Below are 14,065 nucleotides of genomic sequence, written 5' to 3' on the forward strand. Positions count from 1 at the left end.
TTATTTCTTTAACTCGTCTATAAACTTAACTATATTTTGATAGCCCGATTTCAAGATAGCAGTATCAGAACTTAGGGCAATATAGGTAAAACCCATTTCTATTAAGTGCGAAGTATCTTCTAAACTACGGACTAAAATACCCGCCAACTTACCATTCTTTTTAACAGCGTTAATTACCGTTTGTAATGCTTCTTCATACGAAATGGCATTTTCCTTTTCTTGATGCTTTAAGCTTAATTTCAAATCTGCAGGACCAACAAATAATACATCTACACCATCTACAGCAGCTATACTATCTGCATTTTTCACTCCTTCTACATCTTCTATCTGTACAAGCAACACTGGTTTATCTGCATGTATATCGCTTGGCACATTTAACCCATAATTGAATGCACGTACAGAGCTACTGAAGCCCCTATGTCCATATGGCGGATATAGCATAGCATCGACACAAGTTTTTGCCAATACAGCATTTGACACGTGTGGCACCATGATACCATTTGCTCCTAAATCCAATACTTTGGCAATCTGAATAGGATCAACACCACCAACCCTCACCATATTTTTAGTAGCGCTATTTTTTACCGCTTGCAGATTGCCTAATAAATCGTGAACGGTTAAAAAGCCATGTTCCAAATCAAACAGAAACCAATCGAAGTTGTACATGCTAGCCAACTCTGCTAATGCTGGGTTTCCAGCAGTTAGCCATGTTCCATAAAATGTGTTGGTATTTGCCATTAATTTAAATCTTTAATTTGATATTTACCCTTTAATCCTTCTAAAGCGAATAATATGCGTTGAAATGTAAACTCCTTTAACGAAACAGTATGATTGTTATTGGACATAAAAAAATCTTGTCCCATATTAAAATAACCTCCCCTAACCCTAATGATTGATTTGAAAATGATGTTTCTTAAAAGATGCAACCAAAATCGCTTCTCGAAATTAGCTGGTAATGGTTTTACAGACCGATAACCTTCCATGACCTGTAAAATAATATCTCCAGAATGAAAACAAGCTAGTAGCGAAATGTCGTCTACTGGATCGCCACTAATGGCATCATCCCAATCTATAATTGATTTTATTTCTTTTGAAGTCCCTAAAATATTCCAGAGTGCCAAATCTTTATGTACCAAGCAGCCCCTTTCCACATCCAAAAGACTGATATATTGGTTCACCGTCTTTTTTATCTCAACTACATTTTCGGCACTTAAGAAGTTTTCCTTTGTCAAAAACTCCAAATGTCCTTCCCAATTTAAAAAAAAGTATTTGAGATAGGTCTCATGGTAAGCGATCAGCTTTCCTTCCTTCCTTAGTTTAATGGGGTTAAACAAACCAAAATTATCAAAAGTTAGTTGTTGATAGGTGGCAATATACCTCCCTATGCTCGGCGCTATTTCATTAAGGCTTAACTCATCGTTCTTGTAAAGCTCGTTGAGGTCCTTACTATCAATAAAGTTCAACAGTTGAATGGCGTAGGGCACTTTATTCCTGTTGGCATCGGAATGGAAAACCGTTGGACAAGGCACGCCTATTTTTCCAATAAGCCCAATGATTTCGGATTCCACATCCATATAATCATCTTTTTCGGGACCATTTTCTATCCTGATGAAATATTTTGTGCCTTTATGTGCTACCACATAAGTTTTATGGTTTCCTTGTCCACTACCTGGCAGCAGCGTAAAATTATCCGTTCCAAAATAATCAATCAAATAGTTTTCTAATGAGGCTTCTATGTCTTCTACATCATCTTCATCGTTAACTTGAACATTGCCCTCTGCATAAGGTCTATCAGACTTCCAATAATATATATTTTTTCTAATTTCCATATCAAATGCTTATTTCTCCGTATCTGTATCTTCTATTTTTTTACTTCGCCAATAAGCAGCAATCACACCTCCGGCCAATGTTTGTATTACACTACTAAAAATAGCAGGTACAGCCACAAGAGGTTGCATAGGGAAATTAGTTTTAGCTAACACGGCAGCTAAACCACCGTTTTGCATACCCGTTTCTATAGAGATGGTACGCGAAGTTCTTTCATCGTATTTGAATATTTTTGTGATAAAATAGCCTAGTAAAAACCCTAGTATGTGCAAAAGGAAAGCTGCGATAAACAACTTACCTGCATATTCTGCAATTGCATGTGAACTTTGGGCAACAATACCTCCAGCAATAAATATGATCGCTATTACCGAAACATAAGGACCGTATACTGAAATTTTACCTACTGATTTTGGAAACTTATAGTTACAGTACACTCCAATAGCTACCGGTATTAAAATCATTTTAACCATGGTGAAGAAAATACCCCAAGGTTCTATAGGAATATATTGACCTGCCAATGCCTGAAACACCAGGGGCTTCACAATAATACCACCGAGGGTTGATGCTGTTGTTAAAATAACCGATAAAGCCACATTAGCTCTGGCGATAAATGCAATAACGTTAGATGCCGTTCCTCCAGGGCAACAACCTAGTAAAATCAGACCAACGGCTAATCCAGGCTCCAGATTTAAAAATTTAGCAATAGTCCATGCCGAAATAGGCATTACCGAATACATAATTACAAAACCTAATACTACGGAACCCGGCATTTTTAGTAGTTGCTTAAAATCGTTTACTTTTAAAGTAAAGCCCATGCCCAGCATCACAATGCTTAAACCAACCACCATAAAATTACCTGTAAACCACATTAAAGCGGGCGGATATAAAAAAGCGATTAAAGAGGACAGAATTATCCAGACAGGATAGAGATTTAGAAATAAACTCTCGTTTTTTGTTGCACCCATAATTTATATTTAGTTACAGCAACAAATCTCTATTTTATAGCCATAAGGGATATGCAAGTAATTATCTTCTTCTTCTATAAAATTATCATAAGGTAATTAAAGAAAAATTTATTTGGGATAGAAAGAAAATTTAACATTTGACGGACATGGTGTTAGAACCGCCAGGCTCAATACGGCAGCCCATATAACATCTGATTAACAAGAATTTAGAGGAAAATAAAAAAGGACAAACCAAACATAAATTTGATTTGTCCTCTGAAGTCGGGGTGGCAGGATTCGAACCTACGACCTCCACATCCCAAATGTGGCGCGATACCGGGCTACGCTACACCCCGATGGTGGTATCACCTTTTTCTCTGTTATTTGATCCTAGGATTTCGTAACGAGGTTGCAAAGATAAACATTTTAATATCTGTTGCAAATGAATTTTAAATTTGTTTTTTAAGCATCATTTATCTGTCTCATTTGCCGCTTTGGCCTTGATCCAGTACAGCAATTCGTTAACAAAAACATTGGCTCTTTTATCTGAAGCTTCTCGATCTGTAGGTGTACCATCTTCACTAAAAGATTTTTCTACGGCGGCTACAGGAAACATTGCCGGAACAGGCAAGGCACCGATTTTCCAAAGAATGAACTGTAGCGAAGTAATTACTTGCGACCCACCAAAAGGTCCAGCAGAAACTGTTGCGATCGCAATTGGTTTGCGTTTCCATTCTGCATATAATAAATCTATTACATTTTTCAAGCTTGCAGGATAACCACCGTTATATTCTGGAGTAACGATAATGACACCATCTACTGCCGTGATGGTTTTTGCCAGTTGCAACATTTCTTCTGTTGGATTTTCGATTAAACGCAGACGTTCTTCGAAAATGGGGAAATCAAATGCATCTAAGTCTATAATTTCTGTTTCTGCTAATTGTTTTTGCGCTAAGTACTTTTGAAAAAATAAGGCTACGCTATGGCTTTTGCGTCCTTTTCTAACGCTGGCGGATATAATGGCAATTTTTGGCATGAGTGATTTTTTATTGGTACAGCTAAATTAACGAATATTCATGACGGTTGTTTTTTTATTCTGCTGATTTAGAACCGCTAGTTCATGACTGCAGAGGAGGAAGGTTGTTCTATAACCCGATAAAGTACAATACTTTTTGTTGTATGTTTCGAACTTAGAGTGAGAAATTTCAAATAAAACACATCAACACCCACCCCTACTCACATTTTTGCTGTCTATGTAAATAGAAAAGCATAAATATGTCTAAAAATTACGAGCTTATTGAGCGTTTGGCTTATAAATTTAACCAAGGCAGTATTAGTACTGATGAACTAAAAACACTGACGGATTGGTACAACAGCCACAATGATGAACAAGTTACGATTGTTACAGAATCAGACTCCGCAGCTTCTGTAAAGTCGCGGATGATGGAAGTTATTTCACAAAAGATAAAAGAAGAACCATCTGAAATCTCTGTAAAACGTCTTCATAGATCATCGTGGATTTCTGCTGCAGCTGCAATATTGCTATTAACTTTAGGTACTTGGGCCATCTTAAGTAACAGAAAGTCAACTGAGCAACAAAATCTTGCCCAACAACAAATTGTGCCAGGAGGTAACAAGGCTACTTTAGTTTTAGAAGATGGGAGAGAAATTGTGCTTAGCAACAACCAAGCTGGTATTATTTCAAATAAAGCAGTAACCTACGCAGATGGAGAATCGATTGGAGATATAAATCCAGAATTAACTACACAAGTTTTCACACTACGCACGCCAAGAGGAGGCACTTATAAAGTGACACTTCCAGATGGCACACAAGCATGGCTAAACGCCCAATCTACACTCAAATACCCATCTACTTTTGCTGCCGAACAACGTGTGGTTGAACTTGAGGGCGAGGCATACTTTGAAGTTAAAGCAGCTTATAAGGCCGATGGATCTAAAATTCCATTTAAGGTACAGAGCCGCCAGCAGCTGGTAGAGGTATTGGGCACTAAATTTAACATGAGCTGTTACGAAGACCAATTAGATGCGAGAACCACCTTAGTTGAGGGCAAGGTAGCTGTAGCTAATGCAAATGGCAGGTTTATGCTAAAGCCAAACGAACAAGCTATAACATTAAACAACAAGACAACCATAAGAGAAGTAGCGAGCGAGCACTACATTGCCTGGCAACAAGGCAAATTTAGTTTCGATGGCAAAACACTCAAAGAAACGCTGCAGGAAATTGGCAGATGGTATAATTTAGATATTATATATGAAAAGACCATTCCCAACGAAGAATTAATTGGAGATGCTTTCCGTAACCAAAATATCCACCTTGTGTTACGCCTTTTAGAAGTAGCAGAGATAGACTACCACTTAGATGTTCGCAGTAGAAAATTGATTATCAAAGGAAAAAAATAAAACAACATTTAACCCTAAAAAACCAACCATGAAGTAAACACAATCTAACCTAAAAACTATGGTAACGAAAAATGGGAAAGGACTGGCATCCTTCCCCACTAAAATATCGGCTAGCCATAGTAGCTCCTCTTAAAGCACAATTGAACTAACCAACAAACTAAAATTAATGAATAAAAATTACTTATCAAGAGTGATGAAGATCATCATGTTCATTCTTTTAGCTGGAATTATGACCGTAAGCGCTTCCAGCTACTCCCAACAAGTCACGCTCAAAGGAAAAGATATTTCTTTTTCTAATGTGATGGATGCTATTAGAAAACAAACCGGATATACGGTGTTCGGCACAAAAAAGTTACTTGAGGCTGCCAATCCTATTACTATCGACGTAAAAAATATGTCGTTAGCTCAATTTATGGAGCAGGTAACACAAGGGCAAGGCATAGGTTTTACCATAGAAGATAAAACCATATCACTTACAAGTGCAGTTCCTAAAACGTTACCCAACCCAACTCAGTCTACAAGTGTACAGCAGTTTACCATTACTGGAACGGTTACGAACTCAGAAACAAAGCAGCCCCTAGAAGGCGTAAATGTTAGTCTAAGAGGCACCTCTTTTAGAACGCAAACCAATGCGAAAGGTCAATATCAACTAAGTATACCTAGCAATAAAGAAAATCCGGTGATAGTTTTTAGCTACATTGGAATGAAAGCGCAGGAAATTAGTTACCTAAAACAACCTAAACTAGACGTAGCTCTTAAATCTGAGGAAAGCGTAATTAACGAAATTGTGGTAACGGGAATTTACCAACGTGATAGAGAAATCCATACGGGTTCTTCTGCAGTTTATACAACCAGAGATTTACAAGTTGTAGGTAACCAAGGCATTCTGCAGAGTTTAAAAACGCTAGACCCATCTTTCGCCATCATAGACAATAATTTATTCGGCTCCGACCCCAACCGTTTTCCAGATGTTGAGGTAAGGGGAAAAAGCAGTGTGATTGGCTTAACAGACGAATTTAGCTCCAATCCAAATCAGCCCTTGTTTATTTTAGATGGCTTTGAAAGCACATTAGCTATTATCAGCGATTTGAGTATGGATAGGGTTGCAAGCATTACTGTTTTAAAAGATGCGTCGGCTACTGCCATTTACGGATCAAAAGCTGCAAACGGTGTAATTGTAGTAGAAACAAAAAGGCCTGTAGCCGGACAGCTAAGGATTAACTATAATCTAAATTCTACGGTTAGCTTTGCCGACCTTACGGATTATAATTTGATGAATGCAGAAGAAAAACTGCAATTTGAGTTGTTATCTGGCTTTTATGGAAACCTAAATGCCGACGGGAATATCATTGTAGGCGCCAACTTGCAAAATGAGGCTCAATATTTTTCTCGTCTAAAAGAAGTAAATAGAGGTGTAAATACGTATTGGGCAAACGAACCCTTGCGTACAGCTTTAACGCAAAGACATACACTTTTTGCCGAAGGTGGTGACGCAAATCTACGCTACAGTGCATCTTTTAATTATGGTTTAACTAATGGTGTAATGCATGGATCTGACAGACAGGCAACCAATGGTAACATCCGTTTATTATACAGAAAAGGTAAGCTATCGGTAAATAACTCTTTGAGTATTGATGATGTGAAAGCCAATAAGGAAACCCAAACCTTTGCAAGTTTCTCTAGGGCAAATCCATATTTCAGAAAATACGATGAGTTTGGCAATGTAGTCAAGATTTTGGAAGATTTTAGCACTACAGGCATTGCCGATCTTGATCCTATTTTTAGCCCAATGTATGATCAAGGCAACCTGAACATCAATTCGCAAAGATCTTGGGGCTTTACCAACAATTTGGAGATGGAATGGCGAATTTTAGAATCGCTGCGTGCTAGAGGTCGTTTTGGTATACGCAGTATATCTTCTAGCGAAGAATTATTTCGTTCGCCATTTAATAGCGAGTTCGAAGAAACAGACCCATTGGAAAAAGGCTTATATAATGAGGCTAATGGCAAAAATGTTAACCTAGATGGCGATTTCAGTTTGACTTTTGGAAAACTTTTTTCGGCAAAACACATGGTAAATGCTGTCGCAGGTATGCGTATGGAGCAAAACACCCGTCATAGAAGTGCATTTCAAACACAGGGTTTTGTTGACGATGAATTTGCAAATCCGAATTTTGCGTTGGGCTACGCTACGGGCAGACGTGCAGATTATACAGAATCAATTCGAAGAGGCGCCAGCTTCTTTATCAATAGTGGATATGCTTATGACCAGCGCTATTTGGTAGATTTTACCATGAGGCTAGATGGTTCCTCAATTTATGGTTCCGACAGGCAATTTTCTACCATTTGGTCTGTAGGTTTAGGTTGGAATATCCATAAAGAAACCTGGATTAAAGATAATCTCAAAGGGATAAATCAACTTCGTTTGCGTGGCTCGGTAGGTAATCCTGGAAACCAAAATTTCGATGATTATATCTCGATGCGGATTTATCGTTACAATAACGAAAACCGAAACCCTTTTGGTGCAAGTACCATCATCAGCAATATTGGAAATAGAAATCTAAAATGGCAAACTACGTTAGATAGAAACATCGGTCTAGATCTAATAACTCTAGACAATAGGTTAAGAATTAACGCTGATTATTTTGTCAAAAACACAGACCCTTTGCTCGTTTTTGCAACACTTCCTTCGTCTACAGGTGTAGAGCGAGTGGCACAAAACATTGGTGGACAAGTAACAAAGGGTTTCACCATAGTAGCAGACTACAACCTAATTAGACGTAATAATTTTAATTGGAGAGTAAACATGAATATGCGCCAATTAAGATCCCGTTACGAAAACATGGGCAATCAACTAAATAGCTTTAACGAGAACAACAGAAGCAGAAACTTAGTGCGTTACTATGATGGCGGCAGTCCTTCTGATTTATGGGCAGTACGTTCTCTAGGCATAGATCCAGCTACCGGTCGCGAAGTGTTTTTAAACAGAAACAATGAGCAAACCTTCGTACACAACTATCAAGACGAAGTGGTGGTAGGTAATAGCGAGCCTAAACTAGAGGGCATTATTGGTTCGAGCTTTATGTACAAAGGTTTTATGGCCTCTGTTAATTTACGCTACCGCATTGGTGGCCAAACTTTTATGACTGCACTTTATGACAAAGTAGAGAATATATCTCTTAGAGGCGTTGCATTAAACCAAGATAGACGTGCTTTATACGACCGTTGGCAAAAACCAGGAGATAATGCCCGTTTCAAGGCCATTTCACGTACTGAGTTTACACCTATCTCCTCTCGATTTGTGGCAGACAATAATACGATTATCGGCGAATCAATATCAGTAGGATACGAAACTAGCAAAGCTGCTTGGCTAAAGGCGGTACGTGCCTCATCTATTACGTTTAGAGCTTATATGAATGATATTTTTAATATCTCTACGATAACAAACGAACGTGGTATAGATTATCCATTTGCCCGTTCTGTATCATTTTCGGCAGCGGTTAGGTTCTAATTAAAAAGTTAAAAAACATGAAGACAAAATATAAATTACTTTGCCTCCTACTAACCCTGCTCTCTTTTTCTTGCAGCAAATGGGTAGAGGTTAAACCAGTAGATAGACTTGGAGAAGATCAACTTTTTGTAAACAAGGAAGGATATTTAAAAGCGTTGAATGGTGTATATGTTGAAATGACCAACAGAGCATTGTATGGGCAAGAAATGACAGCCGCTACAGTAGATGTGTTGGGTCAATACTATTTTATGACCAATACACAACACGTTTTTCTACAACGAACTACTTTTGCATATACCGATGAAGGGGTTAGAAGAGTATTTGATGGGGCATGGAAAAAAGCATACGAGCTAATTGCCAACTGCAACGTCATCATAGAGAAATGCGGAGATGGACCTAGCCAGGCGCTTCCGCAACCATATCATGGCATCATTAAAGGCGAAGCACTTGCACTTAGAGCCATGTTACATTTAGATATGCTTCGTTTGTTTGGACCTATTTATTCTACAGGTCGCACGTTACCAGCCATTCCGTATGTAAGCAAAAGTGGTTTTGAGATTGCGCCTATTGTTAGTGCCGAACAAGGTATGCAACAAGTAACGGCCGATTTAAAAAGTGCCTTATTATTAATGGCAGATACAGATCCGATACGTACGGAGGGTGTTCGTAATAGCGCCAATCCTGTTGGAGGAAATGATTTACATTACCGTCAATACCGCTTAAATTATTATGCTACTAAATTATTGCTGGCAAGGGCGTACTTATGGCAGGGAAACAAAGTAGATGCCCTATTGCATGCGGAAGAATTACTTAATGAGGTACAAACACCTACTAAAACAGTATTCCCGTATGTTACACAGGCCAATGCAACTCATGCTGAGCGTCCAGACCGTGTTTTTTCTACCGAAGTAATGTTCTCGTTGTATGACATTAACCGTTTACAAATGTACAATAGGCTTTTTGATGTTAATCTACAAGTAACTAGCAAATTATCATTCCACACGGGTACAGATTTTACCAGGGTGCAAGCAACTTATGATGATGGCAATGATTATCGTCGTAGAGTTTGGCAAAATGCTTCTTCAGGAACCGTTACAGCGCTTACTAACACTAAGTATGCCGATGTAGTTGATGGACCTGGACGTTACATGATACCATTAATTAAGTTGTCTGAAGCACTATTAATTGCTGCAGAATGTCATCCAGATTTGGCTACAGGCACTACCTATTTAAACAAACTCCGCACTGCACGCAATACGTTCAATCTTACTCCAACGGCTACCAATTTAATTACAGAGTTAGGCAAGGAGTACCGACGAGAATTTTTGGGAGAAGGCCAGTTATTCTATTTCTATAAAAGAAATTCTTTCCAAAATATTCCTAACCACGCAGTGCTTAACGGCGAAAAAACGATGGTTTTAAATAATTACGTAGTACCGCTTCCAGATAGCGAAATTTCACAAAGAAACTAACAAAACATAATCACATGAAAAGACTAATCATATATGTGCTGTTTTTAAACCTGTTTATCAGCTTAACAGCTTGTAAGAAAGAGATGATGGAATATGAGGGACGCGAAGGCGTTTACTTTGCTGTGCAACATGGTACCTCTACAGCGGCAGCAAATAGATGGCCATATCAGCCGTTTTCTGATGTAGAATTTGTACGTATTGGCGCTCCTGACATAGAACTGCCAATAAAGGTGGCTATTACCGGACCAACCAAAGATTACGACAGAACATTTAAGGTTGCCATAAACCAAGACTCTACAACGGCGCTACCTAACCAGCATTACGAACCCATCAAAGAGGAATGGATTATACCCAAAGGGGCCATATCAACCATTATCAAAATTAAATTAAAACGTACGCCAGATTTAGAGATAACACCTGTTACACTTGGGCTTAAATTAATTCCGACAGATCAACTTTCATTATCGTTTCCCGAGTGGGATGCAATCCCTTCGTTAAACGGCGGCACAGTAGTACCTAAATTTGATGCTAGCTTACACACGCTACGAATTAATGATATTATGGTACAGCCTGCAATATGGCGAGGTTCTATACAAGCAGGAAATAGAGAAGGTGGCGTGTTTGGGGCGTTCTCTCGCGAAAAAATGGAGTTCTTTATTGCGAATTGTGGTGTTACCTACGAAGATTTTTCTAGTGACGCAACAATGCCGATAGTAAGGTCTATCCTGCTATCAAGAGATGCGGCGGCTATTTTAAAGGCATTGTTTGATGCAAAAACGCCAATACTTGAAAAAGATGGTAGACTGATGTGGGTAGAGGGAGTGCCTTGGACTTCCAATATTGGTGTGCCTTGGGTTCGTACACCCTAACTGCGTAACTAGCATTAAAATTATTTGCAAGGCGATAAAAAAATATACAGACTTATTTTTGAAACTAAGACTAAAATTTAAAAGATGAAAATCTATCACTATACCATTATCTTCATCGTAATGATATTTACTGGTTCCTGTAGCAAGGATCTAGGGAACTACGATTACCAACCAATTAATGAGCTAAACATTACAAGCATCCAGAGTAATTACGTTGTGCGTACAGGTATTGATACACTTCGCATAACACCAAATATTACGGCTAGCATGGACGATGCAGACACCTCAAAATATAACTACTTTTGGATCATTCGCATAGGCTCAAATGTTCTCGATACCATAGGCCGTTCCAGAAATTTGGAATATGCCGTGCGTCTAAACCCAGTTCAGTACCCGCTTTATTATAGGGTAACCGAAAAAAAGACTGGTATTACCGCTATTGCCAACACTACAGTAACGGTGAATACAGCGTTTTCAAGAGGTTTGTTATTGATGGGAGAAAATGATCAAGGTTTTGCTGAGGCAGAAATGTTAACGATGATCAGGGATACTGTACTTGTTAAGAACATTTTATCTACTAGCGGTTTACCTCCTTTAAAAGACCCTATAAGCTTGGTACATACAGGAGGCACCGAAGCTTACATTAAGCTTTGGGCATTCACAAAAAGCGGATCTTATTATTTAGATAGAGCAACATTAACTGGCACTGTAAATAACAACTTTAATAGATTGCTTTACGTTTCCGAATCTCTTGATCCGGCTACGCTACACCCGGTTGCTTTGGCGCCACAAATTAGAACTGCGGCAGGCGCAATAGGAAGTACGCTATATAGAGCAATGATTACTGTAGGCGGCGATGTTTTTGCTAGCTTTCCTATAGTTTTGGGCGGCGATTTTTTTAATAATCCGATTAATAGGGTAGCTACAAATCAGGCAGAACGACTTCCTGCAGCTCCTTATGCGCTACATGCTATAAACAACATGTCCTCACTAGTTTGGTATGATACGAGGTACAATCGCTTCCTAAATTATTCTAGTTTTACAGCACTTGCCTCATCAACCATCAGCGATACTCCAACAGATGCTTTCCCTTGGAACCAACCTGCGGGTCGTACTTTGGTTTATGCAGAAAACACACGCAACACAGATGGCGGTTCTACTAACGGAAATTCATTTTCAATCATGAAAGATGCGAATGGTGCACATCATATCTATAAATTCTACGCAAGCGGTGCTACTCCTGCCAAAAGAGCTTATTATGCCGTAAAACCTATCGCTACTGATTTCGATAAAGCGAATTTCTATGCATTTTCCTCAAACAGAACTGTGGTTTTTTATGCGGTAGGAAATAAACTATACGCTTATGACTACAACGTTAACAATGAAAGAATTTATCAATTCCCAGAGTTAGGGGCAGATGAGATTAGCATGCTGAAATTTGATACGCAAATAGACCAACCTACCAATAGCCTATATATTGCAACGTACAATAGTGCTACCAAAGGCAAATTGCAACGTTTTAGAGTAGGCACCAACCCAAATGTGGTAGAGTTGCTGCCTCAGCCAAATAGTACTTGGAATAATTTGATTAAAGTTAAAGATGTTAATTGGAGAGCCGTAAACTAAAAAGATATGAAAATTAAAACATCAATAAATTATATTTTGGCAATCTGTCTGCTTCCACTGGTAGGATTTTCTCAAGATAAAAACTTCGCTATAGAGGGTAAGCTTCATAAAAAACACAACGGCAATTTTGTTAAAATCTATTACCAAAATGGAAGCAGTAAAAAGATCGACAGTACACAAATAAAAAACGGTCAATTTGTACTTAAAGGAGACCTGGTTGCACCTACTCTTGGAAAGATCAGTCTTGATAATGAAAAAACGGGGGATCAAATTGATATATTTCTCGCTAATGGGACTATAAAATTAATAGCGAAAGATTCCATTAGATACGCTAACGTTAACGGAACAGCGCTAACCGACGACCACGAACGTTTAGCCAAGATAATCAGACCGTTGGATCAACCTATTTTTGACGGATTTGCTGCCTTTCAAAAAATGCCAGAAGGAGCTGAAAAGAAAGCTTATCTAACTAGCTTAATGAAAGGTCTCGACCAATACAATCAGAAAAAGAGGCAAATTATACATCAGTTTGTTACTGATAACCCATCATCTTATGTGTCGCTCTTTCACTTAGACAAAATTTCGCCGGCAAGCATCACCAATTACGAAACAACCTATCCTTTTTTCTCTAAGCTAACTACCGAGTTGCAGCAAACGCAGTTAGGAAAGCAACTCGAAAATAGATTGCTTGCTGCAAAAGGGAAATTAGATGGAGAAGTATTTAAAGATTTTGTTTCCACCACACCTGAAGGAAATTCATTGACTTTAAGGGAAATAATCACCAAAAACAAATATACTTTAGTTGATTTTTGGGCAAGCTGGTGCGCTCCGTGCAGAAAAGAAAATCCTAATGTTGTGAAAGCCTACAACGCTTTTAAAGATAAAGGGTTTACCGTGTTGAGCGTTTCTCTAGATAAAGATGGCAGCCAATGGAAAGCGGCAATTGAAGCGGATGGAATGCCTTGGCACCATGTTTCTACCTTAAAAGGCTGGGAAGAACCCGCAGCTGTACTTTACAGTATTCGTGCCATTCCTCAAAATATTTTGATAGACGGCAAGGGCAAGATTATTGCAACTAACTTAAAAGTTGAAACGTTGTACAATAAAATACAACAACTATTAGATTAATAGCTGAGTGAAAAAGGCCGATTAACTTCGGTCTTTTTTATTTCTAGGGCTGTCTTAGTGTTAAGTCGGTTATAGCTAGGTTATTGATATACCTATGAATGACAACCCTAGGTAATTCTCAAAGATAAAACACGAAGATTTCAAAATTTATTTTGGAGAAAATGTGCCAAACTCCTACCTTTGCAGACCATTCGGTCGAAATACTATTAAAATGGCCCGTTCGTCTAGGGGTTAGGACGCCAGATTTTCATTCTGGAAACAGGGGTT

Annotated in this window: 10 protein-coding genes and 1 tRNA gene; 6 read left to right on the forward strand and 5 right to left on the reverse strand. The window is 38.6% G+C overall.

Annotated features, from left to right (window positions below; all coding sequences use genetic code 11):
* The 5 genes from REI64_RS14755 to REI64_RS14775 all read right to left on the reverse strand — a co-directional run bounded on the left by REI64_RS14755 (nt 1) and on the right by REI64_RS14775 (nt 3,807).
* Entirely contained in the window at nt 1-738 is a 738-nt protein-coding gene (locus REI64_RS14755; protein WP_308850906.1) for an aldolase/citrate lyase family protein, read from the reverse strand.
* On the reverse strand, nt 738-1,829 hold the full coding sequence (locus REI64_RS14760) for an aminoglycoside phosphotransferase family protein (RefSeq protein WP_308850907.1): 1,092 nt from the start codon (nt 1,827-1,829) through the stop codon (nt 738-740). Before REI64_RS14760 ends, REI64_RS14755 begins: the two co-directional genes overlap by 1 nt.
* A 9-nt stretch (nt 1,830-1,838) precedes the next feature.
* Nucleotides 1,839-2,792 carry a bile acid:sodium symporter family protein gene (locus REI64_RS14765; protein ID WP_308850908.1) on the reverse strand — a complete coding sequence of 318 codons (954 nt, stop codon included), beginning with the start codon at nt 2,790-2,792 and terminating at the stop codon, nt 1,839-1,841.
* Between the two features lie 261 nt (nt 2,793-3,053).
* Nucleotides 3,054-3,127: transfer RNA gene (locus tag REI64_RS14770), tRNA-Pro, on the reverse strand.
* Nucleotides 3,128-3,240: 113 nt separating this feature from the next.
* The gene (locus REI64_RS14775) at nt 3,241-3,807 is read right to left on the reverse strand and encodes an NAD(P)H-dependent oxidoreductase (RefSeq protein WP_308850909.1); all 567 of its coding nucleotides are present in this window, start codon (nt 3,805-3,807) and stop codon (nt 3,241-3,243) included.
* 239 nt (nt 3,808-4,046) lie between these two features.
* On the opposite strand from REI64_RS14775, the gene REI64_RS14780 reads away from it, so the two are divergent.
* The 6 genes from REI64_RS14780 (at nt 4,047) to REI64_RS14805 (ending at nt 13,798) form a co-directional block, all read left to right on the forward strand.
* Nucleotides 4,047-5,192 (forward strand): FecR domain-containing protein, encoded by a 1,146-nt coding sequence (locus REI64_RS14780; RefSeq protein ID WP_308850910.1) that lies wholly within the window; start codon nt 4,047-4,049, stop codon nt 5,190-5,192.
* Nucleotides 5,193-5,358: 166 nt separating this feature from the next.
* Nucleotides 5,359-8,703, forward strand: coding sequence for a SusC/RagA family TonB-linked outer membrane protein (locus REI64_RS14785; protein ID WP_308850911.1), 3,345 nt, complete (start codon nt 5,359-5,361; stop codon nt 8,701-8,703).
* 17 nt (nt 8,704-8,720) lie between these two features.
* Nucleotides 8,721-10,175, forward strand: coding sequence for a RagB/SusD family nutrient uptake outer membrane protein (locus REI64_RS14790; RefSeq protein WP_308850912.1), 1,455 nt, complete (start codon nt 8,721-8,723; stop codon nt 10,173-10,175).
* A gap of 14 nt (nt 10,176-10,189) precedes the next feature.
* Nucleotides 10,190-11,044 (forward strand): DUF4843 domain-containing protein, encoded by an 855-nt coding sequence (locus REI64_RS14795; protein WP_308850913.1) that lies wholly within the window; start codon nt 10,190-10,192, stop codon nt 11,042-11,044.
* Nucleotides 11,045-11,128: 84 nt separating this feature from the next.
* Nucleotides 11,129-12,670: a PKD-like family lipoprotein gene (locus tag REI64_RS14800; RefSeq protein ID WP_308850914.1), complete on the forward strand. Its 1,542-nt coding sequence runs from the start codon at nt 11,129-11,131 to the stop codon at nt 12,668-12,670.
* 6 nt (nt 12,671-12,676) lie between these two features.
* A complete protein-coding gene (locus REI64_RS14805; RefSeq protein WP_308850915.1) occupies nt 12,677-13,798 on the forward strand; it encodes a TlpA disulfide reductase family protein in 1,122 nt (373 codons plus the stop codon).
* The last annotated feature ends 267 nt before the right edge of the window (nt 13,799-14,065 follow it).

The sequence above is a fragment of the Pedobacter sp. genome (assembly GCF_031119335.1).
GTDB lineage: Bacteria > Bacteroidota > Bacteroidia > Sphingobacteriales > Sphingobacteriaceae > Pedobacter.